The organism is Larkinella punicea (assembly GCF_003334855.1).
In the GTDB taxonomy this organism is placed as follows: Bacteria; Bacteroidota; Bacteroidia; order Cytophagales; family Spirosomataceae; genus Larkinella; species Larkinella punicea.
In genome coordinates, this window is sequence record NZ_QOWE01000001.1 from 435996 (window position 1) to 461591 (window position 25596).

Genomic DNA, 25596 nt, shown 5'->3' on the forward strand with positions numbered 1-25596 from the left:
GATTCAGAAAATGACCCCAACTGCCCTGATCACCGGCGCCACCTCCGGCATCGGCCTTGCCATTGCGACCGCTTTTTCCAAACTAAAATACCGGCTTATTCTATGTGGCCGACGCCAGGAACGGCTGGATGAGTTGCAACAGACCCTCAGCCCGGATTCAGAATGTTATACGCTCAACTTCGACGTCCGCGACCGGTCCGCCGTTGAAACCGCCATAGCTTCCCTGCCCGCCGACTGGAAAACCATCGATATGCTGATCAACAACGCCGGCAACGCGCACGGCATGGGACCGATTCACGAGGGCGACGTGGACGACTGGGATGCGATGATCGACGGCAACGTGAAGGGCTTGCTGTACGTTACACGGGCGGTTTCTCCGGGCATGGTGGCCAACGGGCGCGGTCACATCGTTAACATCAGTTCCATTGCCGGGAAACAGACCTACGCGAACGGCGGGGTTTACTGTGCTTCAAAAGCCGCCGTCGAAGCCCTGAGCGAAGGAATGCGGCTGGATTTGACCCAATACGGCATTAAAATTACCAACGTGGCGCCCGGCGCCGTCGAAACCGAATTTTCGCTGGTTCGTTTCAAAGGCGACGAAGCGCGGGCAGCCAAAATCTACGAAGGATTCTCCCCGCTGACCGCCACCGACATCGCCGACGCCGTCGTATACGCCGTCACCGCCCCCCCCCACGTCACCATCGCCGATATGACCATCCTCGCTTCTGCCCAGTCCGCAGCAACGACGATTCACAGGAAGTAATGGTTTTGATGGTTGAAAAATGGCTAAATGGCTTTAATGGTTGAATGGTTTAAAAATGGTTGGGATGGTTAAGAATGGTTGAAATACCGCTAGCCATCCAACCATTTTTAACCATCCCAACCATTTTCAACCATCAAAACCATCCAATCCTATTTCAAAATCATACACGTCGAGGTCGCGTGGGCGTAGAGTTTGCCCTGGGCGTCTTCTACCCGTGCTTCGGCGGTGGCTACGCTGCGACCGACGTGGATGACGGTTCCGGTGCAGACGAGCTTGCCGGTTTTGGCCGTCACGGGCCGCACCAGATTCACTTTCAATTCGAGGGTGGTGTAGCCGACGCCAGCCGCCAGTTTGGTGTGAATGGCGCAACCCATAGCCGAATCACAGAGGGTGCTCAACAAACCGCCGTGTACGACGCCAATCGGGTTGTAATGAAATTCGGACGGGATCACGGAAAAAACCGCTTTGCCATCTTCCATCGATACCGGATCAAAATCCAGCGTCTGGCAAATGGGCGGAAGCGGGTTGATGCCGTCCTGAATACTTTGCAAGTACTCCAGTCCGGACATGGTTTTGGCGGCCTGTGCGCCCTGCATGGGATCTTCCCAGTTATACGATCGTTCTCTTTCGTCTGCTGCCATTGGGTACGTAAAAAATATAGTTAATTAGTTAATTTCAAGGCATTTCCGCGTCAAAACCGTTCTTTTCAGGATTGAAAAATACCGGCCAGAACGCCTTCTTTCAACGAATATGTCGACACCCGGATCTGCTGAATCCCGTAGGCACGCAGCACGTAATCGATCAGGCAGACACCCACCACAATCATATCGACGCGCAACTCGATCATGCCCGGCAATTGCATCCGTTCTGCGTGGTTGCGGGTCAGCAATAATTCATAAGACCAATAAAATTCGCGGATCGGCAACTCAAAAGCCGTCTGGCTTTCGTCCGGCAAATGGCCTTTTTCGTGCATGAATTGCAGGTCGACCAGCGTATCGAACGAACCCGACGAACCCACCAGAACGACCGGCGCATACTGATGAACGGCATTCGTGAGCGGCAATAATTGCTCCTGAAAATAGCGGTTCAGCCGATTGACCGCCGTCGGACTAATCGGATCGGTGTCCATAAACCGCTCCAGCAACCGTTGCCCGCCGATTTCGAAACTTTGTTTCCAGTAAACCCGTCGCTCCATACACAAAATAAATTCGACGCTGCCGCCACCGATGTCAATCACCAGCGCCATTTTATCATCCAGCGCGCCCGCAGCCCGCACCCCGGCATAAATATAACCAGCTTCTTCGTCGCCCGAAATGGTGCGGATGACAATCCCGGTTTCCTGCCGAATCCGTTCAATAAACGCCGACTGGTTTCCCGCGTTGCGGATGGCGCTGGTACCGATGGCAACGACGTCTTCGGGCGAAACCTGGTGCCTGTCAAGCACATCCCGAAAATACCGCAAAACCGTTAACGCCCGCTCGGTGGCTTCGTCGGTGATAAGGCCCTGATTGATACCGGATTTCCCAATTTTCGTCGGTCGGCTTTCGCGAAAAAGCGTCCGCCCTGCGTCCGTAATCATCAAATGGAAGGTATTGGTTCCGAGGTCAATAACGGCTTGTTTCATGGAATGGATGGATTGAATGGTTGTTGATGGCTAAAATGGTTAAATGGTTAAAATGGCTGGTGTTCATTTAACCATTTTTAACCATCAATAACCATTTAACCATCCGACCATTTCGTTGTTAATCATTTCGTGCAAAACTATTGGTTTTTTCCTTCTGGAAACATACCTTTGCAATCCGTTTGGTATCAGAAAATTAACGAATTGCAGGATATGCTTATCATAAACGTCAAAGAAAACGAGTCAATTGACAAAGCCCTCAAGCGCTTTAAGAAAAAATTTGAAAAAACCGGCGTATTGCGCGCTCTGCGTTCCCGGACTGCTTTCCAGAAACCGTCGATCAAACGTCGTCAGGAAATTCTGAAAGCGGTGTACCGTGAAAAAATGTACGGCAGCAATAGTGAAGTATAGTCTGTAGTATAGCACCGACAACAGCATGGGTTGGCAGTAGGCATTCGCTTACTGCTTTTTTTATGGTATCTTGTTCGGTATTCCGACTCTCAACGCCCTATGGTTTCGACTTTCCTTGAACACATCCGCTACGAGAAACGCCTGAGCCACCATACCCTGACGGCGTATCGCATTGACATCGACCAGTTTCAGACCTATCTGAAAAGCCAGTACGAGCTGGAACAACCCGAGCAGGCGACCTTTCACATGATTCGTTCCTGGATTGTGAGCCTGGTCGAAAGCGGACTGGATAAGACATCCGTCAACCGGAAAATTGCCACCTTACGCAGTTTTTTCGGGTTTATGCTCCGCCGGAAAGCCATTGCCGCCGACCCGATGCTGAAAGTTTCGGCCCTGAAAACCAGCAAAAAAATTCCGGTTTTTGTGGAAGAAAAACCGATGGAAACCTTGCTGGACGATGTCGATTTCCCGGATGATTTCAAGGGATTGCGCGATAAACTGGTGCTCGAACTGCTCTACGGTACCGGCATCCGGCTCGCCGAACTGGTGGGGCTGAAAACCGCCGACGTCAATTTGTACGAAAAAACCATCACGGTGTTGGGCAAGCGCAACAAACACCGGATCATTCCGGTGCCGACGCCCTTGTTCACGTTGATTCAACAGTACCAGCAAACGAAGGAAGCTGAGTTTGGCCCCAACGCCGACCCGGTTTTTCTGATCCTGAGCGACCAGGGTGTTAAATCGTATCCGGTTCTGATTCAGCGGATTGTAAAGCGGTATCTGGGTTTGGTAACGACCCTGGAAAAGAAAAGTCCGCACGTGCTGCGCCATACTTACGCCACCCATCTGCTCAACCGGGGTGCCGATCTGAATGCCATCAAGGATTTACTAGGTCACAGCAGCCTGGCCGCGACGCAGATCTATACGCACACGACGATCGATAAATTGAAGAAAGCGTATAATCAGGCCCATCCAAAGGCCGGGTAAGTTGGCAGTCGTCAATCTGCTTACTACTTTTACGGCATGAATTCGCCAGCACTTTCCGACACCCTCCTCGACCTGATCCGGCAGCAGCCCGACGCCGAAAAAGCCGTTGCGTATCTGACCCAACAAGCCGACGCCTACCGGAACCAACCCACCACCGCGGTTTTCTACCGCGTTTTTACTGCCATTCCGCGGTTTGTCGGCAAACAACCCATTAGCGTTTCGCCCGACCAGACGCAGGAAATACAAACTTTGCGGAACGGTTTTACTATTGAAGGCTGGTCGCTCGACCGGCTGGCGCGGGTTTGGTGGCTGCTCCAATTGCCTGCCGACGATCCGGCGGTGTATTTCAGCACCATCGAAAACCTGTTCAAAGCGGCCGAAATGAACGAACTGGCGGCTTTGTATTCCGCAATTCCGGTTCTACAGTTTCCCGAACACTGGCGGTTTCAGGCTACTGAGGGCGTTCGGAGCAACATGAGCCCCGTGCAGGATGCGCTGATGCTTCAGAATCCGTATCCGGCCGAGCAACTGGACGAACCGGCCTGGAATCAACTGGTGATGAAGGCTTTCTTCTGCGACAAACCGGTAGAAGAAATCCTCGGTTTTGAAGAACGCACCAATGAAACGCTGGCGCGCATCGCCGTCGACTACGCCCAAGAGCGCCGGGCGGCCGGACGCACCATTCCCCCGCAACTCTGGACACTGGTAAAACCGTTTGTAACCGACGCAAACCGGGCCGAACTGGAGGGTTTGCTACGAAACCACGGGGCGGCTGGCACCCCTGTTTAGCCTTCAATGGGTCATCCCTCCGGGATTTTTTCACCCAATCCTGCCCGTTTCAGTGGGTTAAAACCCACCGCTACAAAATGAATCATCCCTCCGGGATTGTTGGCCTAAACAGTCCGGAGGGATGATCCATTTTGTAGCCCCCGGTTTTAACCGGCAGGGAAGGATGCAACATGACAAACCAGCAATCCCGGAGGGATGGTCCATTTTGTAGGAATGACCGATTAAAAACCAATAAACGGGTGATTCCTGAAACCCGGGTTTAACTTACAACCAGCGATACGATAAACCAACCGAAAACAGCAAATTCGTGCTGTTTTTCAACTCGTTGTAGTTAAAAAAAACGTGCTGGTACTGCGCCTGAATCTCTCCGCCCAGGTTATTATTTTTCCCAAACTGAAACTTAGCGCCCACAGCCGGAGCCACCGCACCCCGAACGCCGGTTTTCTGATCCACCAGCGTGCCGTAATACCGGACATAATCGACGTAAGCACCACCGGCACCCAGTTGGAGGTACGGACGAAAAACCGAGTTGATGTCGTTCAGGTATATCGACCCAATCGCTAGCAGCGGAATGGTAGTCAGCGCCCGGGTTTGCACCGCCGAGATGTCGGTTCCGTCTTCAAAAGAAAAAACCTGACGCGGCAACCGCTCCGAAACGTATTGCTGACCGATGCGCGCACCGACCGAAAACCGACCCGGAAACATTGCTTCGACGGCAACTGCAAAATTGCGGTTTCCTACCTTGTCGATGAAGTTCTGCTGGCTACCCTGAGGCAGTCCAACCCCGTAAAAAACCGTAGCGCGGCCCGATACAAACCGCTCGTAGAGGGTTTTGTTAAACTCGATGTCCCGCTCTTTTTGTTCCAGATCCGTCTGCGCCACCGCTCCCAGCGCCCAGAGGATGCCCATAAGACTCAATATGATTTTCGTATTCATGACTGTTTTTTTGATGAAAGATGATAGACAAGAGCGTAAAGACCTAACTCACTCGCAGTGTCTTTACTCTCTTGTCTAATCTCTTTATTCTCTACTGATTAGCCCGCAGGTAAGCCGATTGATCGAACACTTTGGTAATGATGGAATCAACCGAAGCGGCATCGAAAATACCGGTGCCGCGAATCTGGGCCTGCCAGATTACGTTCAACTCCTGACTGGCGGTATTGGCATTCTTCAAATCGATCAGTTGAATCAACCAGTAGGTGTCGCTTACCTCGTAGAACGAATAATAATTGGGGTAATATGGGTTGAAGCCCCCAAAACCGCCCAAACCGCCATAGCCCCAGTAATCGAGGTAATAAGGCGAAAAGGGCATGGAGGTAACCCCCACGTAACTGTTGTTGACCCGCATCACGGAAACTCCCAGATCGGAGTTGATGCTCCGGTTCACCCGCTGATAACCACGGCTGGTGAGCGTTTGCGCCAAACGATCCAGAAATGGCTGCTCAATCCCCGTCATGGAAAGTTGCTGCTGATTGTTGCTAACTTCCACCACCGAATCCGGCAGACTAAATGTTCTATAATTGGCAAAATTGACCGAACGATCATGATTGGTAATAAAAACCTGGCTCTCTTCGGGCGACAGGTTGTCGAGTGGGTCGGGTCGGCAGGAACTGACTCCACTTCCTATGCCTCCACAAACGCCCACCCACAGCAGAATCCGAACGATAGTTTTCATAAGTTACTGAATTTACCTTTTACATAATTAACGATAAACGCACCGCATCTATTTAACGAAATAGAGAAGGCTTCGGTTTTTAATAGTATTCTAATGGCTCAAAACCGGTTTTCGGAGCACCGGAATCAGAATCGTTCTCCCGGTCACTTGCAACTGGATGACTACCCAACTAACTTTGCTTTTTAAAGCCGATACACTCATGAGTTTTTTAGATACAGTACGCGGGATGAAGTTTTTTGACATGCACGTCCACATGACCTCCCGCACCACGGACGACTACCAGGCGATGGCCGATGCCGGGATTGTGGCCGTGATCGAACCGGCCTTCTGGCTCGGACAGCCGCGCACGGGCGTCGATTCGTTCCGCGATTATTTTGCCAGCCTTGTGGGTTGGGAACGGTTTCGGGCGTCGCAGTTTGGCATCCGGCATTACTGTACCATCGGTTTGAACTCCAAAGAAGCCAACAACGAGGCCCTGGCCGAGCAGGTGATGGAAATTCTGCCGCTGTTTATCTACAAGGAAGGCGTTGTCGGCGTGGGCGAAATTGGTTTCGACGACCAGACACCCGCCGAAGAAAAATACTACCGCGCGCAACTGGATCTGGCCAAAGAAGCCGGTTTGCCCGTTCAGATTCATACGCCCCACCGCGACAAAAAACAAGGAACCAGCCGCAGCATGGACATTGCGCTCGAACATGGCCTGGACCCCGGCATGGTGATTGTCGATCACAACAACGAAGAAACCGTCAAGGAAGTCCTGGATCGCGGTTTCTGGGCTGGTTTTACGATTTATCCGTTCACCAAAATGGGCAACGAGCGCATGGTGGAAGTGGTGAAACAATACGGCCCCGAACGCATCATGATCAACTCGGCGGCCGACTGGGGCATCAGCGATCCGCTGGCATTGCCGAAAACCGCTGCCCTGATGAAAGAACGCGGTATTTCCGACGAAACCATCCGCCTGGTTACCTTCGAAAACGCCGTGACGGCTTTCGCCCAAAGTGGCCAGATCAGCCTCGCCGACTTCGAACAACCCATCGACATCGACCAGAGCCAGCGCTACAATGGCAGCTCCGTGCTGCGGGGAGGACAAGCTCCACGGGTGGATAAATCATCAACAATTATTAAATAATAAATGTAAAATGATGAATGATAAATGTAAAAGTGTTTAACTGACCAGAACTTTTACATTTATCATTCATCATTTTACATTTATTATTCCCTTTACATGCTCCTCCCGCTTCTTCGCCTAACCCGCCCTGCCAACCTCATCACCTCCGTTGCCGATGTCATGGCCGGGATGGCCATTGCCGGTTATTACCTCATTCCCAATGCCGATCCGGCGCCGGTGGGCTGGCTTTGCCTGTCGACGGTCGGGCTGTATGGCGGTGGCGTGGTGTTCAATGATGTTTTCGATGCCGAACTGGATGCCGTCGAGCGACCGGAACGGCCCATTCCAAGCGGGCAGGTGAGTCTGGGACAGGCAACTTTACTGGGAAGTGTATTATTGCTGATCGGTATTGTGGCCGCCTGGATGGTGAACCCAACAGCGGGCTGGCTGGCCATTGCAATTAGCGTTGCATCGCTCGTTTACGACAAGTTTGGAAAGCATAATGCCATCATCGGGCCGCTGAACATGGGCCTATGCCGGGGGTTGAATCTGGTACTGGGTATCAGCATTTTGCCCAATCAGGTGCCAGTCTGGGCGTCGCTCGGGGTCATTCCGATTGTTTATATTGCCGCCATTACGATGATCAGCCGGGGCGAGGTGCACGGTGGAAAACCCATGGTTCTCAGGGTGGCCGGTTTGCTCTATGGACTCGTGATTGGCTGCATTGGCGCGATTGCTCAGCAGCAACAGCAATTAGGAACAGCCATTCCGTTTCTTTTGCTGTTCGGCTTCTTCATTTTTCCGCCCCTGTGGCAAGCGATTCGCGAACCAACGGGCCGAAACATCGGTATGGCGGTTAAATCGGGGGTGTTGTCGCTGATTGTGATGAATGCCGCGTGGGTGGCCGCTTTTGCCTCGTTTCCGCTGGCAATGCTTGTCGTCTGTCTGCTGCCGTTGTCACGGCTACTGGCCAAAGTATTTGCGGTGACGTAACCGAACGGTTCCGGCCAAACTCTTGTTTTAAAGAATAAACCGTTGGTTTGGTTGTTTCAATCCATTGCCCCCCCACCCCCCTAAAGGGGGCTTTTGCCATATGCTTAAAGCCCCCTTTAGGGGGGTGGGGGGGGCAAATCAATTAGTACCTATACATTCTATTAACTTAGTGTCCCAAGGAATGAATACCCTTCACCAGTCATTCAGCGTTCAGTTTACCTACAACGTTTACTTTTCCGACCGTTTGTTCGAAAGTACCAATCTTACCTTACTCGAGTTCCTGAATAAACGACATTCGGAAGGTTTTCGCAAAAAACTGTTATTCATTCTGGATGAAGGCGTTGTAAGCAGCCATCCCAGTTTACCGGAACAGATCAAAGCGTATTTTGCCAATGTGTCGATCGTTGATCTCGTTCCGGACCTTCTGGTTATTCCAGGTGGCGAAGGTGCCAAAAACGATCCGGCACTGGTCGATCAACTCATTGAGGCCGTGGATCGCTACGGCATCGACCGCCACTCTTACGTGATTGCCATCGGGGGCGGTTCGGTGCTGGATCTGGTGGGCTACGTGGCTGCCATCTCGCACCGGGGCATCCGCCACATCCGGATTCCGACGACGGTTTTGTCGCAAAACGATTCGGGTATCGGTGTCAAAAACGGCGTTAATTACCGGGGGAAAAAGAACTTCCTGGGTTCGTTTGCCCCACCGGTTGCGGTTTTCAACGACACCGAGTTTTTGAAAACGCTCGACGACCGCGACTGGCGGGCGGGTATTTCGGAAGCCATCAAAGTCGCTTTGATTAAAGACCAACCGTTTTTTGAATGGCTGGAAACGAACGCCGAAAAACTGGCCGCCCGCGATCTGGACGCCATGCAATACCTGATTCACCGCTGCGCCGAGTTGCACCTCGACCACATTGCCAGTGGCGATCCGTTCGAAATGGGTTCGTCAAGACCGCTGGATTTTGGCCACTGGAGTGCGCACAAACTCGAACAACTCACTGATTTTGAGGTTCGCCACGGTGAAGCCGTTGCCATTGGCATTGCCCTCGACAGCCTGTATTCGCAACGACTGGGCTGGCTCAGTGAAGCCGACACCCACCGCATTCTGAACCTGGAACGCACCCTCGGCTTTTCGTTATTCCATCCCGCTCTCGACGGCGACGGTTTACTAAAAGGGCTGAATGAATTCCGCGAACACCTCGGTGGTCAATTGACGATCATGCTGCTGAAAGCCATCGGCAAAGGCGTGGAAGTACACGAAATGGACATGGAGCTGATTCGCGAAGCGATTGGTATTTTAAAAGAAAACGAAATTCAGCCCGCATGAAAACCCCGCTGGGACACCTCGGTTATTGCACCAATATTCACGCCGGTGAGCATTGGGCGGATCATTTTATCGCGCTGCAACAGGCCATTCCGACGATCAAACAAAAGCTTTCGCCCGATGCGCCCTTCGGCATTGGACTCCGGTTATCCAACGTCGCCAGCCTGGAACTGGTGCAGCCCGAGCGGCTTAAGGAGTTTCAGAACTGGCTGACCGACAACGACTGCTACGTCTTTACGATGAACGGTTTTCCGTACGGCGGTTTTCATAATACCCGTGTTAAAGACCAGGTTCACGCCCCCGACTGGCGAACGCCCGAGCGGGTCGACTACACCATCCGGCTTTTTCGGCTGCTAACCGCACTGCTGCCTGTCCAGATGGCAGGCGGTATTACGGAAGCCGGGATTTCCACGTCGCCCCTCTCCTACCGCTACTGGTTTCAATGGAACAACCGGGATGAGCGCGATCTGGCGTTCGAAGCCACTACGCAACGGCTGATGACGGTCGTGGAAGAACTAGTGCGCATCAAGCAGGCCGAAGGCATCAGTCTCCACCTCGACCTCGAACCCGAACCCGACGGTTTGCTGGAAACCGGTGACGAGTTTATCGAATGGTTCAACCTGTATCTGCTGCCCATCGGCATTGAACGGCTCAACGATGAGTTTGGTCTATCGGCGGGTGAAGCGGAAGCGGCTCTGCGCGAACACGTACAGTTGTGCTACGACGTTTGCCATTTTGCGGTCGGTTATGAACGCCCGGACGAGGTGCTGAAAAAGCTGAAAGAGAATGACCTGAAAGTAGGCAAAATCCAGATCAGCGCGGCTTTGAAAGCCACATTTCCGGTGGAAGAAAACAGCCGGGAAGCGGTTCTGGACCAGTTCCGGCAGTTCAACGAGCCGACCTATCTGCACCAGGTCGTAGCGCGGGATTCGAACGGTGATCTGCTGCGGTTTCCGGATTTACCCGAAGCACTGCTGGCCTTCGACGAAAGTCACGTCGAGTGGCGGTCGCATTTCCACGTTCCGCTTTTCGTAGCCGATTACGGTCTGCTGCAATCGACGCAGGAGGATATTACGGAAGTGCTTCGGTTACAGAAAGAAAACCCGTTTACGCAGCAACTGGAAGTCGAGACATATACCTGGGAAGTGTTACCCGAAGACATGAAGCTGCGGCTGAATGATTCGATTGGGCGGGAACTGGAATGGGTATTAAAGGAAATATTAAATGTAAAATGATGAATATCAAATGTAAAGGTGCTGGATTGAGAAATACTTTTACATTTAATATTCATCATTTCACATTCAGTATTTATTCAGTATGCAATAGTATTGCTCTCCATCATTAGCAATGAAAAAAACCGTAGTAATCGACGTGGTGGGCTTATCAGCCGCTTTGATTGGTGAACATACGCCTTTCCTGAAACAGTGGGTGGCCGAAAAGCAGCTTTCCAGCATCGAGCCGATGTTGCCCGCCGTCACAACTTCGGTTCAATCGACCTACGTAACGGGAAAATGGCCCACCGAGACCGGGATTGTCGGCAACGGCTGGTATGACCGCACCGAATGTGAAGTCAAATTCTGGAAACAGTCGAACAAACTGGTTGGTGGCGAAAAAATCTGGGAACGCGCCCGGCAACTCGATCCGTCGTTTACGGTTTCCAAGATGTTCTGGTGGTACAACATGTATTCGTCCGCCGACTTTTCGGTAACGCCCCGCCCGCAATACCACGCCGACGGAGTCAAAGCACCCGACTGTTACAGCCAGCCAGCCGACCTGCGCGACCGGCTTCAGGAAGCACTCGGCACCTTTCCACTGTTCAGTTTCTGGGGCCCTAATGCCAACATCAAATCGACCCGCTGGATTGCCGACGCGTCGCTGCTCGTCGATCGCTGGCACAACCCGACCCTGACGCTCATTTACCTGCCGCACCTGGATTACTGCCTGCAAAAATTCGGAAAAGATTTCAGCAAAATCTCGCAGGAATTACAAGAAATCGATGACGTTTGCAAAGACTTGATTCAGCACTACGAACGTCAAAATGCGGAAATCATCCTTCTGTCGGAATACGGAATCACGAACGTCAGCCAGCCGATCCACCTGAACCGCCTGTTGCGGGAAGCCGGGCTGATTCAGGTTCGGGTTGAACAAGGGCTGGAATTGCTCGATGCAGGCGCGTCACGGGCCTTTGCCGTGGCCGACCATCAGATTGCACACGTCTACATCAACGACCCGTCCTGTGCCGCGCAGGTGCGTTCGATTCTGGAAAAAACGCCGGGCGTGGAACTGGTGCTGGATGAAGCCGGGAAAAAGAAGTACCACATTGACCACGAACGGTCGGGCGATTTTGTCGTGATGGCCGACGCCAAAAGCTGGTTTACGTATTACTACTGGACGGATGATGCCAAAGCGCCGGATTACGCCCGGCTGGTCGATATTCACCGGAAACCGGGCTATGATCCGGTCGAGATGTTTATGGACCCGGCCAATCCGATGATCAAACTCAAAGCCGGTTATAAACTGATGCGCAAAAAGCTCGGCTTCCGGTATTTGATGAACGTCATTCCGCTGGATGCCACGCTAATCAAAGGTTCACACGGGCGGGTGGGCACCCAGCCCGCCGATCACCCGGTTTTTGTGTCGACGCGTCCGGGTCAGGCGAGTGCAAAACCGATACCGGCCATTGACGTTTACGATAAAATCTGGGAAGCCCTGACGACGGAAATACCCCAGAAAGCAACCTGATACAGAACTCCTTACCAAAACCCAAAGCCGACTGTTTTCGAACAACCGGCTTTTTTTATAGCCCGTTCGATAACAGAATCCAGTCAAAAGCATGGGGATTGTGTTGTTGAGTTAGTAGACAAAAGCGATGAGACGTGAGACCAGAGAGGGGCGCAATGCTAGTGAACTCATCAACCCTTGTCTTTCTTCTCTCATCTCACCTCTATTGTCTATCCACGCTTTCTGATTTACTCAACAACGAAAGAAACGGTATGGAAACTAAAATTCCACCCCAGCACCAGGCTCTCCAGCCCGGTCTGGAAAGTGAACTCAATCCGCAGCCGAAAGTGATTCGGTACACCTGCGTCGGGTCGGGAAAATTGAAAGATAAAGTGGCGTTGATTACGGGAGGTGACAGCGGAATTGGCCGGGCCGTCGCCGTCCATTTCGCCCGTGAGGGAGCCGACGTGGCCATTGCCTACACGCAGCGCGAAGAAGGTGACGCGCAAAAAACCCGGGATCTGGTGAAAGCCGAGGGGCGGCAGTGCCTGCTCATACCCGGCGATTTGCGCGATCCGACCTACTGCGAACAACTGGTCGAAGATACCGTCCGGCGGTTTGGCAAGCTCAACATTCTGGTGAACAATGCCGCCCTGCAACTCCAGCACAAGCGGTTTGAAGACATGACCGACGACGATCTGGTCAACACCTTCGAGATCAACATCTATTCGTTTTTTCGGGTGACACGAGCCGCCGTGAAGCACCTGCACGAAGGCGACAGCATTATCAATACGACATCCGTTACGGCTTTTCAGGGCCGCGCCGATCTGCCGGAATATTCGGCCACGAAAGGCGCGATCATGAGTTTTACCCGCGCGTTGTCGTCCAACCTGGCGAAGAAGAAAATCCGGGTGAATGGCGTGGCCCCCGGCCCGATCTGGACACCCCTGAATCCGGCGTCGGTTCCGGCGGATGAAGTTGCCCAGTTTGGCAAGGATGTGCCGATGAAACGCCCCGGTCAGCCCAGTGAAGTGGCGCCGGCGTATGTCTATCTGGCGTCGAACGATGCCAGTTATGTCACCGGTCAGACGATCCACCCCAACGGCGGAACGATTATCAATGCCTGACCCAAAACTTTTTACAGCCATGAATCTGGAACTTGAAACACCACCTCAGCACCAGGAAGCGCAACCGGGTCTGGAAAACGAGATGCATCCGCAACCAATTTACATTCAGGATTCGTACGTCGGCACGGGAAAGCTGGAAAATAAAGTTGCCCTCATAACGGGGGGCGACAGTGGAATTGGCCGGGCTGTTGCCGTTCACTTTGCGCGGGAAGGTGCCGATCTGGCTATCGTTCATCACCCGCGTGAACAGGAAGACGCCCAAAAGACCAAATCGCTGGTCGAAGCCGAAGGACAACGCTGTTTGTTAATCGCTGGTGACCTCAGAAATCCCTCATTTATCAGACAATTAGTAGATCGGGTCATCGGTGAATACCACCACATTAATATCCTGGTTAACAACGCAGCCAATCACGTCGAGCAACACGAGTTTACCGACATTACGGATCTGCAGTTGACCGAAACCTTTGAACTCAACATCCTGGCCATTTTCCGGCTGACCAAACTGGCGCTACCCCACATGAATGCCTACGACTGCATCATCAACACCACCTCCGTGGTGTCGTACCGGGGCAGCAAGGCACTGATTGATTATGCATCTACGAAAGGGGCCGTAACGGCATTTACGCGCTCTTTATCGGAACATTTGGTGGAACGAAATATCCGCGTCAACGCGGTAGCCCCCGGCCCCATCTGGACACCCCTGATCGTGTCGACCAAAACGGAAGAGGAAGTCGCCAGATTTGGCAAAGACACGCCCCTGGAGCGGGTCGGGCAACCGGCGGAAGTGGCTCCGGCTTTTGTTTTTCTGGCTTCCGAAGATGCGTCCTACATCACCGGCCAGGTCATGCACGTCAACGGTGGTGAGGTCGTCAATTCCTGAAAGTCTCTGCCAATTAGACCCAAAAGGGCAAATCAGCCCGGTTTTCCAGACGGCGTAATTAGACAATAAAAAGAATCTTTATGCCGGTCGGATTGAGGGTTGGTACGATAAGTGTTGGTTGTGAGTCCTGAAGTAGCATTCGTACAGTTTCGGACAATATACTGAGTTGGATATTTCTGTCAGCCTATTGACTCTGTCAAATGGTTTTCCAAACTTAGGTAGTCCGTGGGTTCTTTGTTTAACTTTTAAACCATGTGACACGTATGAGAATTCAAATTCATTGCGTCCATTTTACAGCAGATCAAAAATTGCTGGACTTCATTCAGAAGAAGCTTGACAAATTAGAAACCTTCAACGACCGGATCATCAGCGGTGAAGTGTATTTGAGGTTAGAAGGAAGCGATACCAACAAAGTCAAACAGAAAGTTTTCGAGGTTAAACTGTTTTTGCCCGGTGACTCCATTTTTGTCCGCCAGCAGGGTACCACGTTTGAGGAAGCAACCGACGTGGTGATCGATACGCTCAAGAACAAGTTAAAACGCCATAAAGATAAACAGCGAAGTATTTCCGCCCAGCAGATCAATGAGTCGACCGACCTCGTTGAAGCCGACACCGTTAACGAAGACATCGAATATTAACCGATATGTTTCAACGAAAAAAGCCGCCCCAACCGGGCGGCTTTTTTGCATCTATCGATTTTAGTTCATCGACTACAAACCAAACGCTTCTTTTACTTTATCGACGTAGTCGAGTTTTTCCCACGTAAACAGCTCTACTTCAACTTCTTTCGTGCTGCCATTCATCCCGAATACCTTCTTCACAATCTGATTCTCCCGGCCCATATGCCCGTAAGCGGCCGTTTCGGAGTAAATCGGATTCCGGAGTTTCAGCCGTTGTTCGATGGCATACGGACGCATGTCGAACAGTTCTTCGATTTTGGTCGCAATTTCACCGTCGGTCAGATCGACTTTGGCCGAGTTGTACGTGTTGACGTACAAACCGCAGGGTTTGGCCACCCCGATGGCGTAGGAAACCTGAACCAGAATCTGATCGCAAAGACCAGCCGCTACCAGGTTTTTGGCAATATGACGCGTGGCATAAGCCGCCGAACGGTCCACTTTCGAGGGGTCTTTGCCCGAGAAAGCACCACCGCCGTGCGCCCCTTTTCCGCCGTAGGTATCGACAATGATCTTACGACCCGTCAAACCCGTATCGCCGTGTGGTCCGCCAATGACAAACTTGCCCGTCGGGTTGATGTAGTAGGTAATGTTATCGGTAAACAAAGCCTGCAATTCCGGCTTCAGTTTCGCTTTTACGCGCGGAATGACAATGTTGATCACGTCTTCGCGAATCCGCTCCAGCATCACCGCATCGGCAGCAAAATCATCGTGCTGCGTCGAAACCACGATCGTATCGATCCGGATGGGCCTGTCGTCGTCGCTGTATTCAATCGTCACCTGCGACTTGGCATCCGGACGGAGATACGTCAGAATATCCCGGTCGTGGTTGCGGATATACGACATTTCCTGCAAAATCTTGTGGGCCAGATCCAGCGGCAACGGCATGAAATTGTCCGTTTCGTTGGTCGCGTAGCCAAACATCATGCCCTGATCGCCCGCGCCCTGATCTTCCGGATTGGAGCGCTCGACGCCCTGGTTGATGTCGGCAGACTGATCGTGGATGGCAGATAAAATACCGCACGAATCGGCCTCGAACATGTATTCACTCTTGGTATATCCAATACGCCTGATAACCTCCCGGGCAATTTTCTGAACATCGAGGTAGGTGTTCGTTTTCACCTCACCTGCCAGCACCACCTGTCCGGTGGTAACCAGTGTTTCGCAGGCGACCTTGCTGGAAGGATCGTAGGCCAGAAAATGATCGATCAATGCATCGGAAATCTGATCCGCGACTTTGTCGGGATGTCCTTCAGAGACTGACTCTGAGGTAAATAGATAGGGCATTGTACGTAAGATTTAAGACTAAAAACAGCCGCAAAGCTACTGGAATTTTACGATAGGTCAAATGCTAAATTTAGGTTCGACCCAAAGCGCGGTCAACCCGCTGAGGAATAGCAGGATCCAGACCCAATCCGGGATTTTCGCCGGAAAACCGCCTTCAGAATCGGGGTTCGTTTCAACCGCAACGGTCGACCGGGCACGCAGGTAATCACTCACCAACCGATTTCCAAACACCGGTTTTTCGTTCGGGTTATCAACGTAAACCGCCAAACTGTCCTGAAAAGACTGCCAGCCCACCCGGCCAAATCCATACGAAACATCGGCCGACAGGGGATTGATGGCTGAATAATCGAGCCTGACCGTGTCGTTTCCAAGTCGGATTTCAGCCGGTTTCCGGGTCAGATTGTTGAAGTGGATGATGGATCGAAGGCTTTTGAAAACCGGCGCGTCGAGCTGGATATTATTCGCAAAGGTAGGTTGTAAGGGCGTCAGAATGGCCGTCCAGATCCGGTCGTACGTAACACTGTCGCCACTCAGTTTCAGGGGAAACGTCTCGCTCACCAGACTTACGCCGATTTTAGCGGTCGTTTTCTGAACCGCCACCGGAGACCCGGCCACGGAAAACTGATTCAAGGCTTCGCTAAATTGAAACGGCAACGCCTGCAGACCGGTCCCAATCGGAATGGTCGCTTCATTCGATAAGCGCTTCAATTTCCAGCTCGTACCCAAAGCCCGGTTGATGGTTTTCGTGTCGGTTTCGGCGTCCGACAGATTGATAAACAGCACCGGTTTTCCCTGCATCACGGCTTTTTTGACGACAGGATTGGTCGCGTTGGCCGGATCGGTGATGATCACGTCGGGCATAGCCACCCGGTTGATGCTCAGCCGGTTGCTAAGGTCTTTGGAAATGGTAGATGTTACCTGGACGGAATACCCTTTTTTGCCAAGCCAGTCGGCGAGTGTTTTACTTTCAAAATCCGGGCTGTCGAGAATGAACTGATACGCAATGGGTTCAGAACTTCGGGTGAAATACCGAAGCGTATCCAGCGGTTTCTGATCCAGCACCAGCGTCAGTTCGGTGCGTCCCTGCGAGAAGGCCGGAAACTGAAAATTAAACGCCGTCGTGCCGGTTTTCACCGATAAACTATCCAGCGTCTGGTTGCCAAACCGGAGCTTCAAAATCTGTTCCTGCGACGATTGAAGACGTCCCCGCACCGACTGCATTTCGCCTTTCCGAAGGATGGCTTTCCAGCGCAGCATCTGCACCTGATCGGGTTGGGCATACGGAATCCATTCAACGGTTTGCCGACTCAGTTGCCCCAGCACATCGGGCGAAAAACCGGTACCAATTAAAGTAACGGTATCGATCATTCCGTCGGTCAGCCGCGATCGGAATGAGGCTTCTTTGAACGCATTGATCCGAACAACTTCCCGGTTTTTCAGACTGTCTTTCAGTTGGTTGACCGCCGAACCGGGCACGTCCGAATCCACAATCCATACCGGTTTTGAATCCGGTTTGATTTCCCATTCGATCTGGAGAAAATACGCCAGCAGCAGGCTCCAGAGCAAGATATTTAAAATACCCCGAATCCATTTTCTCCGAACCGGAAGGGTGTCATTTCGAACGACCAGCCCCACCTGCACCACGAGCAATACCGCTAGAAGCAACAGGATCAGCCAGCTAACAACATCAGCCGGGTTAAACGTGACCGTAAACCGATTCAATAGGCTCATTTTAAATGCCGCCAGAACGACTGTTCTAATTTCTTTTCGCTGGAATACGAGCCCAATCCGGATCGTTTTCGGTTTTGGGATGAACCAGCCGCCAGACGATACAACTTTGTTTTCAAATCCATTCGCTCTTTATCAGACAGGTTTTTACCAGATCCCAGTTTTTGTAACCCACTGATCACGGACCAGTTCGACAACCCACTGTTCAGGATGTCATTCGTCAAAGAAGAACTCAGTTGTTGTACAGTCCTTTTCTGGTTTTGATTCAAGGTTTTCAATTCCAGATAGCCCAATACTTCCCCAACCAACTGCCCGGTTTGAACATGGTCATACATCCGTTCCTGATTCAAATTAGTATTGACCTTGTTTAATTCGCCGGTCAGGCGGGTTTCTTTCTCTTTAATCGGTGGCGGATCGTAGCCGCTTTTCTTCACAAACGTTCGGGCTTTGTGCTGAGCGGCTTTCAGATAAATCAGCGCTTTATTCTCAAAAGGCAAGGCTTTTTCCGGTTCGTATAAACGCAGGTGCAGCTCAGATTGCCACATTTGTTCCAGCGCCATTTTCAACAAACTGCGGGTCGATTGTTCGTAAAATGTGTTGGTTTCCGCATCGTCGTGCGCGTGGATATATTGCTCCATCAAAGCCGCCACCGGGTCTTCGTTGTCGCTTTTGGCCTCATTCGCGTGGTCGTGGCCGTGTGCATCCGGAGCGGGAAGATCCTTTTTCTGCTGCTCCTCGGCTTTCTCGGCCAACTTGAACGCAAACGGTTTGGGCGCATTTTTCTCTTCTTCGGTGTCGTGCTTGTGGATAAACCCTTCCAGCACATTGCCCTCGGCCACCAAATCGTGTCCGCCAATCGAATTTTCAAACTCCTCGCCCAAATACTGCCCATACCGCAACCGCAGCACTTTCTGGTCAAAACCGATTTCGTTAGACGTACTTTTAAAATCTTTAGCCGCCAGCTTTTTGCGTTTGGCAATCAGCTTTTCCGTATCGATAATAATTTGCCGCTGGCTGCGAAAATACTCCGGCATGATGTTTACCGCCATCGTCGCCAGTTCGGCTTCTTCCACCCGGGCGGTGTCTTTGTACACCACAAAATAGGTGTCGGATTTGGAAAAATTGGCTTCCGGTTCTTTGTTATCGATAGCCGCCCAGTAATAATAAAGCTCGTCGCCCGGCGCAAAATTGAGGGCTTTCAGGTCAATGATTTTTGTCAATTGGGCCTCTTTGAAATTGGTTTGTGGCAACGCAAATTTCACTTCCCGAAACTTCACACTTTCACCGGAACCTCGTGCCACCGTGGCCACAATGAAGGCTTGCCGAACTTTAAAATCGTCGGAAATCCGCGCCGAAATCCGCAGGTTTTTATCATCTTTCAGAAAATGAAACCGGTATACTTCCTTGGAATCCGGCTGAATTTTCGGAGCCAGATCGGGTTGCGCTTCCAGTCGGTAATAATCAGATTGGTAAATCAGCGAGTCTTTTCCGGTCGGTGTTTTCCAGTAGCCTTTCAGGGCATAAATCCCGGAACTGACCAACTTATCGCGGTATTCAAAAGCGGGTCCGGCCTTCTTAAAAGCGATCTCTTCGCCCCGGCTATTGACCAGGCGAACCGAAACCGCCTTGGATTCGCTGAACGTTAACTGCCATTTTAGCAGAGAACCGCTTACCGCCGATGCGTTCAGATTAGCCGATTCTTTGACCGGCAAACCGGTATAATTGGGCGGTTGAATCTGCAACAACGCCGACTGAAAAGCGGGCGCAACAGGGCGGTTATCGTTGGCAAGAGCCGGCACGTATTCCGTCAACTGTTTCTGAACAACCGGATTCGATTGCAGGAGGGGATAGCCGTAATAAACCGCCACGGAAAGCAACACGAGCAACCCGTAAAAACCGGTTTTTGAAAAAATCACCGAAAGATACCGGCTCGCAGGAATCCGGACCGTCTGCACTCGCTCGTTCAACCGCGCCAGTTGGAGCTGTTCCGCAATGTTCAGTTCGTCTTTCTCCAGCAACGGCAAACTGTATTCCGCATCGCCCACCAGCCGATGCATGATCCCGATGGCCTGCGGTTTTTTGTCCCGAAACAGACCGGTAAACCAGGCACCGAGCCCAAAACCCAGCAACCCGAAAATGCCCGCCATTTCCAGCGAAAAACCGCAGAGCCGGGCGATCATACTCACTGCAATGCCCAGCAAACTACTCTTCAGCAGCGCGTTGGCGACGAGTTGGTAGATAATCGCCGACAGGGTGTTTTTCAGTTTGTTCATGCGTTCTGTCTTAAAGCCATCCAACGTTCCAGGCCGATCAAACCAACGAACACCAGCAACAGCCAGTTACGAATGTTCTCCGGTTGCTGCGCTCTTCGCTCCTCCGTCGTAATAAACAGCGTGTTTAACTGCTCCTGACTCAGTGGAAACGAATTCGGTTTGAGGTTAAAATGCCGGATCAGAAGTTCACCCAATTGTTCCGGCAGTTGCCCGGTTCGCACCCTTTCGGCGGTTTGGGGGGTCAGTTTTTCTTCCCAGAATATCACATTCGGAACCCTCGGAATCTTGAGTTTTCCCGAAACTACATAAAGCGTTTTGGGAACGGGAGCAATCACATCTTGGTCCGTTAAAACCCAATCGTATCCGGTTTTCTGATTTTTTTTCACATCGATTTGAATCCCAAGCGCATACACGTCCGACAGGGCATTCAAAGCCGCCAGTACAGTTTGCTGCTCGGTTTTATCGCGGAAATCAACCAACGCCGTCAAACGCCCCGAATGCGCCTGAACATCCTGAAAACGAATCCCTTTGCTCAAGGCCGTACTGTTGACTAGCTGATTGGAAGCATTCACAAATACGTTGCCACTGCCCGGTAATTTCAGATACGGCCGAACCGGGCGACTCGCCGAATCAACCATCGTATGCAATTTAAACTGCGCCGGAACCCGAATAAATGGAGCATTCGCCAGTTGCTGGTTATTCAGGACATACAGGTGTAATTCCGACGGTTTTGCCGATGCGGTATTGATGGCCGATTGCAATACATTCGGGTTAAACGTTCGTTGATCAGGCAGTTGCGCCGGATCCTTTATTGCTTCGGTCGCGGTATTAATCCAGTAAACCGCTTCTCCTTTTTTGATCGCTTCCTCCAGTTCAAACCGGTAATTATCGACCACCAACTGCTCCGGCTGCACCAGGTGGATTTTCTCGACAACCACCGGTTTTGTCAATCCGGTCAGGATCGGTTGGCTCAGTAAGAGTGCCAACAGAATTATAACCAGGCAGCGCAGGATCAGCAACAGGAGGTTGTCAAGCTTAATGCCCCGCTGCTGTTGCTGGTTCTTTTCCTGAAGCCAGCGTGTGGCCGCCCAGGCCAGGGTTTTGCCCCTTTTCTGGTGCCAGAAATGGATGACCACCGGAATCACTACGGCGCCAATCCCCCACAAAAATAACGGTTGTATGAACTCCATTAAACGCTTCTCCTGGTCAGAAAATCTTTTAGTGCCCCGGCGATGGGTTCACTCAGTTTTATGCGAATCAAATGAACGTGCGGCAGCAACAATTCTTCCTGTAATTTTTTGAAATAGGCCGAAACCGCCTGTTGAAATGTCTCTTTAATCGTTTCGGCCTGCACTTCAATTTCCCGGTCGGTTTCCAGGTCTTTAAACCGATAAAAACCGCTCAGGTTAAAATCCGTTTCCTGATCGCCGAGCAGTTGAAAAATGACAATTTCCCGGCGCGGACTGGCTACGGTTTTAATCAGTTGTAACCACTCATCGTCCACTTGCAGAAAGTCCGAAACCATCACCAGCAACTCCTTTTGCTTCTGCTGAAATTCCGGAAACCGGGCCTGTTTGGGTAGCCAGGTTCCGGAAGCGGTGGCATTTTGCAGGGCAAACAAAATCCGCTGAAAAGCCTGCTTACCGGTCGGCACCAACGTCTGCAAGGCCCCGTTTTGCAGCGCATACAAACTCATCTGATCGCTTTGCCGGTAGCCCAGATAGGCCAGCGAAGCCATCAATAGTTTCGCGTACTCCAATCGGCTGACGCCCTGCTCGGTGTAATTCATCGAACCGGATAAATCCAGCAAAAAGCGGATTTGCAGGTTGCTTTCCGTCGCCGATTCGCGCACAAGATGCTTGTCGGTTCGGGCATATAATTTCCAGTCGATGCGCCGGGGATCATCGCCGGGTTCATAATGGCGGTATTGCTCAAACTCCGTCCCCGACCCCGACCGTTTGCTGGCGTGAATCCCCAACAGCAGCTCATCGCTGACGAGTTTGCCGGCGAGTTGCAGGTTATTGAGCTTGATGAGATCTGTGGCTAGCATGATTTGGGGCTGTTTCGCAGAGTTGAGCGGAGAAAAAGGGAGTTAAGCAGAGTTAATCAAAATCTCCGCTTAACTCTTTTTTTCTCCGCTCAACTCCGCGAGATAACTTTACTTTAATAACTCTTTTATCACCTGATCAGTCGTAATATTCTCAGCCTCAGCCCGGAAGTTGAGGGCGATGCGGTGGCGCAGGATGGGGTAGGCCAGCGTCTGAATGTCCTCCGGGATCACCGAAAACCGTTCGTTCAAAACCGCCCGGGCTTTGGAACAGAGCACCAGTGCCTGCCCAGCGCGCGGCCCCGCCCCCCAGTCGCACCACTGCCTGACAAACGCCGACGGACTGCTTTCGGGGCGCGTCGACCGGACAAGTGTGTTGATGAAACCGATCAATTCATCGCTGATGTGGACCTGCCGCGTCAGGCGTTGCAAGTCCACCATTTCCTGATCGGTCAAAATGGTTTGCAGTTCCGGGCGAGCGGTGCCGGTGGTATTTTTCAACACACTCAGTTCCTCCTGTTCAGACGGGTAACTCAGCTTGATGTACAGTAAAAACCGGTCTAGCTGGGCTTCCGGCAGCGGATAGGTTCCGGCCTGTTCGATCGGATTTTGGGTGGCAATGATCAGAAACGGCCGGGGCAGCTCGTAGTCGGTTCCGGCGTAGGTCACCTTGCCTTCCTGCATGGCTTCCAGCAAAGCCGCCTGCGTTTTGGGTGGTGTCCGGTTGATTTCGTCGGCCAGCACCACATGGGCGAAGATCGGCCCCCGGTTGAATTTGAAGAATTTCTTACCGGTATTATGATCCTCTTCCAGAATTTCCGTCCCGATAATGTCGCCCGGCATGAGATCCGGCGTAAACTGAATCCGTTTGAAATTCATCTCCAGAGCCTCCGCCATCGTTTTCACCATCAGCGTTTTAGCCAGCCCCGGAACGCCTTCCAGCAAACAATGGCCACCCGCCAGCAGGGCAATCAGGATTTCGTCAATGGCTTTCTGCTGTCCGACAATCACCTTACCGATTTCTTTCTTCAGGCGCGGAAGCTTGGCGACTACGGTTTTGTAATGGGTCAGTTCCTTTGTTTCCAATGCTTATGCGGTTAATGCGTACGTGATAATGTTGACGCCAAATTTGGTATTATCCTCGGCCAGAAATCGTTTGTTGCGGAAGTCGTAATCCCACTCGCAACCATAATCCTTGTTACTGTACAAAACGCCAATGCGCCCGTTGATCAGCACGGCTTTCAGGTAGTCATGCACCAGGTCGTCGCCCCAGCCGTTCAACTCGAACGTCGTAGTCGGCGGTCCTTCTTCAAACTTGAAAAAGCAGGTGTAAATCGGGTGGGAATTCGGGATTTTCTGCAAAGCTTTCGGACCAAATGTGCGGGCCATTTCCTGCTCGAACGACTTGGCAAAAAGCCCGTCGATGTCGTGGTTGCAGTCGTCCACAAACACAAAACCGCCGTTCTGGACGTAGCGCTTGAAGTGATCCCGTTCCTGGGTCGAAAACTCCACCAGTTTATGACCGCTGAGGTAGCAGAACGGGCTTTTGAAGATTTCGTTACTCGTTAACTGAACCACTTTTTCCTTCTCATCCACGGGTATGGTGGTATACTCGACCAGGGAATGCAGCAGGTTGGAGGGCATTCGTTGGTCCGTATCCCAATCGCCGGAGGTATACTGGATGCGGGTGAAAATGAATGGTTTCAAGTTGAGTTGATGAAGTTGATGAAGGTTGTATCGCGGAGTTGAGCGGAGTAAAAGGGAGTTAAGCCGAGGATAGTATAAAAAAACTCTGCTTAACTCCCCTTTTACTCCGCTCAACTCTGCGAAATAACTAAACGGCGTCCGACAGCGAACTGAACGTAAACTCCCGTATTTTCATCGGGGGAATCAGGTAGTTGGAATTCGACTCCGTGCTGACTACCCGCTCCGGTTTACCGAGGGCTTCGAGGTTGTTCAGCATAATGATCGGACTTTCGTTGAACCGGAAGTTCTTGACCGGGTGTTTAATCTTGCCATTTTCGATGTAAAACGTTCCATCGCGGGTCAGGCCCGTCAGCAGCAGCGTTTGCGGATCGACGGAGCGGATGTACCAGAGCTTCGTCACCAGAATACCGCGCTGGGTGCTCTTGATCATATCTTCCAGCGAAGCGGTGCCACCCGCCATGATCACGTTCGTGGGCGATGGAACCGCCTTCACGCCTTTCTTCTGCGCCCAGAACCGGGAATAAGCGATGTTTTTCACCACCCCTTTTTCAATCCAGTTGACCTTTTCCTGCGCCCGGCCATCGCCCGACCAGGGCGAAGCCGGCAATTCGGGGTTCGTCGGATCGGAATAGATCGTAACGCGCTCATCCACAATCTTCTCACCCAGCTTGGTCTTGCCACCGGGTTTGCTCAGGAACGACCGGCCTTCGTCGGCACTACGGGCATCCATGTTAAAAAAGATGTTTTCAAGCAACACGGCGGCCGCCGTTGGTTCCAGAATAACCGTGTATTTTCCCGGTTCCAACGCCCGCGCCCCCACCGAACCGAGGCATTTCTGAACGGCAATTTTAGTGGCCGAAACCGTATCCAGTTTGGAAAAATCACTGTAGCCGCGCGTCACGTAGCCCGAGCCGGTTCCGTCGTCGGTGCGAACCGTCAGCGAAAAATTCACGTTCGTGCTGGGGTAATACGCAAACAGTCCTTTGGAATTCATCATGGCCGAATAGCCCCGGAAATCCTCCAGAAAACCGGCCGCAGCCAGTTTTTGCTGACCCGATTCCTGCAAGCTTTTCGCAACAGCCTCCGCCCGAATGGCGGGGGTAACTTTGGCGGTCGATTCAAAATAGCCCGTCGATTTCAGGTATTGCTGCGGTTCCAGAACGCCCATGTACTCCGGGTTTTCGGGAGCCAGTTGGGCCAGTTCCTCGGCCCGGCGAACCACTTTTTCCAGGGAAGCATCGTCAAATTCGTCGATGGCGGCAACCCCGTTTTTCTTGCCAAACGACGATTGCACCTGGATGGTCTGCGTGATCATGGTGCCGCTGGTCGAGACTTCGTTCCGGGCGTAGCGGATGTTTCCCCGCTCCCCGCCCACCACGTTCACCTCGCACGCATCCGCCTTGGAATAACTTAATACCTTCTGAAGCAATGCCTTAGCCTCAGCTTCGGTTAATAAAGCCATTGTGTTTATG

Annotated in this window: 24 protein-coding genes; 12 read left to right on the forward strand and 12 right to left on the reverse strand. The window is 52.0% G+C overall.

Annotated elements, in window-relative coordinates; genetic code table 11:
- Positions 1 to 10 precede the first annotated feature (10 nt).
- Positions 11 to 763 carry an SDR family NAD(P)-dependent oxidoreductase gene (locus DUE52_RS01725; RefSeq protein WP_114404258.1) on the forward strand — a complete coding sequence of 251 codons (753 nt, stop codon included), beginning with the start codon at positions 11 to 13 and terminating at the stop codon, positions 761 to 763.
- A gap of 149 nt (positions 764 to 912) precedes the next feature.
- On the opposite strand, the gene DUE52_RS01730 is transcribed toward DUE52_RS01725, so the two are convergent.
- Positions 913 to 1404: a PaaI family thioesterase gene (locus tag DUE52_RS01730; RefSeq protein WP_114404199.1), complete on the reverse strand. Its 492-nt coding sequence runs from the start codon at positions 1402 to 1404 to the stop codon at positions 913 to 915.
- A gap of 65 nt (positions 1405 to 1469) precedes the next feature.
- Positions 1470 to 2387, reverse strand: coding sequence for a Ppx/GppA phosphatase family protein (locus DUE52_RS01735; RefSeq protein WP_114404200.1), 918 nt, complete (start codon positions 2385 to 2387; stop codon positions 1470 to 1472).
- 210 nt (positions 2388 to 2597) lie between these two features.
- On the opposite strand from DUE52_RS01735, the gene rpsU reads away from it, so the two are divergent.
- From rpsU to DUE52_RS01750, 3 genes are all read left to right on the forward strand, one after another.
- Complete coding sequence (gene rpsU, locus DUE52_RS01740; protein ID WP_114404259.1) at positions 2598 to 2795, forward strand: 30S ribosomal protein S21; 198 nt, start codon at positions 2598 to 2600, stop codon at positions 2793 to 2795.
- A gap of 99 nt (positions 2796 to 2894) precedes the next feature.
- A complete protein-coding gene (locus DUE52_RS01745; RefSeq protein ID WP_114404201.1) occupies positions 2895 to 3782 on the forward strand; it encodes a tyrosine-type recombinase/integrase in 888 nt (295 codons plus the stop codon).
- A 36-nt stretch (positions 3783 to 3818) separates the two neighbouring features.
- Entirely contained in the window at positions 3819 to 4571 is a 753-nt protein-coding gene (locus tag DUE52_RS01750) for an EboA domain-containing protein (protein ID WP_170315677.1), read from the forward strand.
- 264 nt (positions 4572 to 4835) lie between these two features.
- On the opposite strand, the gene DUE52_RS01755 is transcribed toward DUE52_RS01750, so the two are convergent.
- On the reverse strand, positions 4836 to 5507 hold the full coding sequence (locus DUE52_RS01755) for a hypothetical protein (protein ID WP_133299740.1): 672 nt from the start codon (positions 5505 to 5507) through the stop codon (positions 4836 to 4838).
- A 91-nt stretch (positions 5508 to 5598) separates the two neighbouring features.
- Positions 5599 to 6246 carry a DUF4136 domain-containing protein gene (locus DUE52_RS01760; RefSeq protein ID WP_114404203.1) on the reverse strand — a complete coding sequence of 216 codons (648 nt, stop codon included), beginning with the start codon at positions 6244 to 6246 and terminating at the stop codon, positions 5599 to 5601.
- Between the two features lie 199 nt (positions 6247 to 6445).
- On the opposite strand from DUE52_RS01760, the gene DUE52_RS01765 reads away from it, so the two are divergent.
- From DUE52_RS01765 to DUE52_RS01800, 8 genes are all read left to right on the forward strand, one after another.
- Positions 6446 to 7378 carry a TatD family hydrolase gene (locus DUE52_RS01765; RefSeq protein ID WP_114404204.1) on the forward strand — a complete coding sequence of 311 codons (933 nt, stop codon included), beginning with the start codon at positions 6446 to 6448 and terminating at the stop codon, positions 7376 to 7378.
- 96 nt (positions 7379 to 7474) lie between these two features.
- Positions 7475 to 8350, forward strand: coding sequence for a UbiA-like protein EboC (eboC, locus tag DUE52_RS01770; protein ID WP_114404205.1), 876 nt, complete (start codon positions 7475 to 7477; stop codon positions 8348 to 8350).
- A 181-nt stretch (positions 8351 to 8531) separates the two neighbouring features.
- Positions 8532 to 9680: a 3-dehydroquinate synthase gene (locus DUE52_RS01775; RefSeq protein ID WP_114404206.1), complete on the forward strand. Its 1149-nt coding sequence runs from the start codon at positions 8532 to 8534 to the stop codon at positions 9678 to 9680.
- On the forward strand, positions 9677 to 10912 hold the full coding sequence (gene eboE / locus DUE52_RS01780) for a metabolite traffic protein EboE (protein WP_114404207.1): 1236 nt from the start codon (positions 9677 to 9679) through the stop codon (positions 10910 to 10912). Before DUE52_RS01775 ends, eboE begins: the two co-directional genes overlap by 4 nt.
- A 112-nt stretch (positions 10913 to 11024) precedes the next feature.
- Complete coding sequence (locus tag DUE52_RS01785; protein WP_114404208.1) at positions 11025 to 12419, forward strand: alkaline phosphatase family protein; 1395 nt, start codon at positions 11025 to 11027, stop codon at positions 12417 to 12419.
- Between the two features lie 251 nt (positions 12420 to 12670).
- Positions 12671 to 13525 carry an SDR family oxidoreductase gene (locus tag DUE52_RS01790; protein ID WP_114404209.1) on the forward strand — a complete coding sequence of 285 codons (855 nt, stop codon included), beginning with the start codon at positions 12671 to 12673 and terminating at the stop codon, positions 13523 to 13525.
- A 19-nt stretch (positions 13526 to 13544) separates the two neighbouring features.
- Positions 13545 to 14405 carry an SDR family oxidoreductase gene (locus DUE52_RS01795; RefSeq protein WP_114404210.1) on the forward strand — a complete coding sequence of 287 codons (861 nt, stop codon included), beginning with the start codon at positions 13545 to 13547 and terminating at the stop codon, positions 14403 to 14405.
- 263 nt (positions 14406 to 14668) lie between these two features.
- Positions 14669 to 15043 carry an HPF/RaiA family ribosome-associated protein gene (locus tag DUE52_RS01800; RefSeq protein WP_114404211.1) on the forward strand — a complete coding sequence of 125 codons (375 nt, stop codon included), beginning with the start codon at positions 14669 to 14671 and terminating at the stop codon, positions 15041 to 15043.
- A gap of 72 nt (positions 15044 to 15115) precedes the next feature.
- Here the strand turns inward: DUE52_RS01800 and metK are convergent, their stop codons facing one another.
- From metK to DUE52_RS01840, 8 genes are all read right to left on the reverse strand, one after another.
- Positions 15116 to 16369 carry a methionine adenosyltransferase gene (metK, locus tag DUE52_RS01805; RefSeq protein ID WP_114404212.1) on the reverse strand — a complete coding sequence of 418 codons (1254 nt, stop codon included), beginning with the start codon at positions 16367 to 16369 and terminating at the stop codon, positions 15116 to 15118.
- 57 nt (positions 16370 to 16426) lie between these two features.
- Positions 16427 to 18100 (reverse strand): hypothetical protein, encoded by a 1674-nt coding sequence (locus DUE52_RS01810; RefSeq protein ID WP_114404213.1) that lies wholly within the window; start codon positions 18098 to 18100, stop codon positions 16427 to 16429.
- Positions 18097 to 20370: a hypothetical protein gene (locus DUE52_RS01815; RefSeq protein WP_114404214.1), complete on the reverse strand. Its 2274-nt coding sequence runs from the start codon at positions 20368 to 20370 to the stop codon at positions 18097 to 18099. The genes DUE52_RS01810 and DUE52_RS01815 overlap by 4 nt, the downstream gene beginning before the upstream one ends.
- Positions 20367 to 21560 carry a BatA domain-containing protein gene (locus DUE52_RS01820; RefSeq protein WP_114404215.1) on the reverse strand — a complete coding sequence of 398 codons (1194 nt, stop codon included), beginning with the start codon at positions 21558 to 21560 and terminating at the stop codon, positions 20367 to 20369. The genes DUE52_RS01815 and DUE52_RS01820 overlap by 4 nt, the downstream gene beginning before the upstream one ends.
- On the reverse strand, positions 21560 to 22420 hold the full coding sequence (locus tag DUE52_RS01825) for a DUF58 domain-containing protein (RefSeq protein WP_114404216.1): 861 nt from the start codon (positions 22418 to 22420) through the stop codon (positions 21560 to 21562). Before DUE52_RS01825 ends, DUE52_RS01820 begins: the two co-directional genes overlap by 1 nt.
- Before the next feature lie 108 nt (positions 22421 to 22528).
- Positions 22529 to 23503 (reverse strand): AAA family ATPase, encoded by a 975-nt coding sequence (locus tag DUE52_RS01830; RefSeq protein ID WP_114404217.1) that lies wholly within the window; start codon positions 23501 to 23503, stop codon positions 22529 to 22531.
- Between the two features lie 3 nt (positions 23504 to 23506).
- Positions 23507 to 24124 carry a DUF4159 domain-containing protein gene (locus DUE52_RS01835; RefSeq protein ID WP_114404218.1) on the reverse strand — a complete coding sequence of 206 codons (618 nt, stop codon included), beginning with the start codon at positions 24122 to 24124 and terminating at the stop codon, positions 23507 to 23509.
- Positions 24125 to 24251: 127 nt separating this feature from the next.
- On the reverse strand, positions 24252 to 25586 hold the full coding sequence (locus DUE52_RS01840) for a TldD/PmbA family protein (protein ID WP_114404219.1): 1335 nt from the start codon (positions 25584 to 25586) through the stop codon (positions 24252 to 24254).
- Between the last annotated feature and the right edge of the window lie 10 nt (positions 25587 to 25596).

Bases quoted from the DNA above. Each gene is read 5' to 3' on its own strand.
- eboC (WP_114404205.1), top strand. From the start codon at position 7,475: ATGCTCCTCCCGCTTCTTCGCCTAACCCGCCCTGCCAACCTCATCACC.
- DUE52_RS01840 (WP_114404219.1), bottom strand. From the start codon at position 25,586: ATGGCTTTATTAACCGAAGCTGAGGCTAAGGCATTGCTTCAGAAGGTA.
- DUE52_RS01765 (WP_114404204.1), top strand. From the start codon at position 6,446: ATGAGTTTTTTAGATACAGTACGCGGGATGAAGTTTTTTGACATGCAC.
- DUE52_RS01735 (WP_114404200.1), bottom strand. From the start codon at position 2,387: ATGAAACAAGCCGTTATTGACCTCGGAACCAATACCTTCCATTTGATG.
- DUE52_RS01775 (WP_114404206.1), top strand. From the start codon at position 8,532: ATGAATACCCTTCACCAGTCATTCAGCGTTCAGTTTACCTACAACGTT.
- DUE52_RS01730 (WP_114404199.1), bottom strand. From the start codon at position 1,404: ATGGCAGCAGACGAAAGAGAACGATCGTATAACTGGGAAGATCCCATG.
- DUE52_RS01800 (WP_114404211.1), top strand. From the start codon at position 14,669: ATGAGAATTCAAATTCATTGCGTCCATTTTACAGCAGATCAAAAATTG.
- metK (WP_114404212.1), bottom strand. From the start codon at position 16,369: ATGCCCTATCTATTTACCTCAGAGTCAGTCTCTGAAGGACATCCCGAC.
- DUE52_RS01825 (WP_114404216.1), bottom strand. From the start codon at position 22,420: ATGCTAGCCACAGATCTCATCAAGCTCAATAACCTGCAACTCGCCGGC.
- DUE52_RS01790 (WP_114404209.1), top strand. From the start codon at position 12,671: ATGGAAACTAAAATTCCACCCCAGCACCAGGCTCTCCAGCCCGGTCTG.
- DUE52_RS01750 (WP_170315677.1), top strand. From the start codon at position 3,819: ATGAATTCGCCAGCACTTTCCGACACCCTCCTCGACCTGATCCGGCAG.
- rpsU (WP_114404259.1), top strand. From the start codon at position 2,598: ATGCTTATCATAAACGTCAAAGAAAACGAGTCAATTGACAAAGCCCTC.
- DUE52_RS01725 (WP_114404258.1), top strand. From the start codon at position 11: ATGACCCCAACTGCCCTGATCACCGGCGCCACCTCCGGCATCGGCCTT.
- DUE52_RS01810 (WP_114404213.1), bottom strand. From the start codon at position 18,100: ATGAGCCTATTGAATCGGTTTACGGTCACGTTTAACCCGGCTGATGTT.
- DUE52_RS01745 (WP_114404201.1), top strand. From the start codon at position 2,895: ATGGTTTCGACTTTCCTTGAACACATCCGCTACGAGAAACGCCTGAGC.
- DUE52_RS01795 (WP_114404210.1), top strand. From the start codon at position 13,545: ATGAATCTGGAACTTGAAACACCACCTCAGCACCAGGAAGCGCAACCG.
- DUE52_RS01760 (WP_114404203.1), bottom strand. From the start codon at position 6,246: ATGAAAACTATCGTTCGGATTCTGCTGTGGGTGGGCGTTTGTGGAGGC.
- DUE52_RS01785 (WP_114404208.1), top strand. From the start codon at position 11,025: ATGAAAAAAACCGTAGTAATCGACGTGGTGGGCTTATCAGCCGCTTTG.
- DUE52_RS01755 (WP_133299740.1), bottom strand. From the start codon at position 5,507: ATGAATACGAAAATCATATTGAGTCTTATGGGCATCCTCTGGGCGCTG.
- DUE52_RS01820 (WP_114404215.1), bottom strand. From the start codon at position 21,560: ATGGAGTTCATACAACCGTTATTTTTGTGGGGGATTGGCGCCGTAGTG.
- DUE52_RS01815 (WP_114404214.1), bottom strand. From the start codon at position 20,370: ATGAACAAACTGAAAAACACCCTGTCGGCGATTATCTACCAACTCGTC.
- eboE (WP_114404207.1), top strand. From the start codon at position 9,677: ATGAAAACCCCGCTGGGACACCTCGGTTATTGCACCAATATTCACGCC.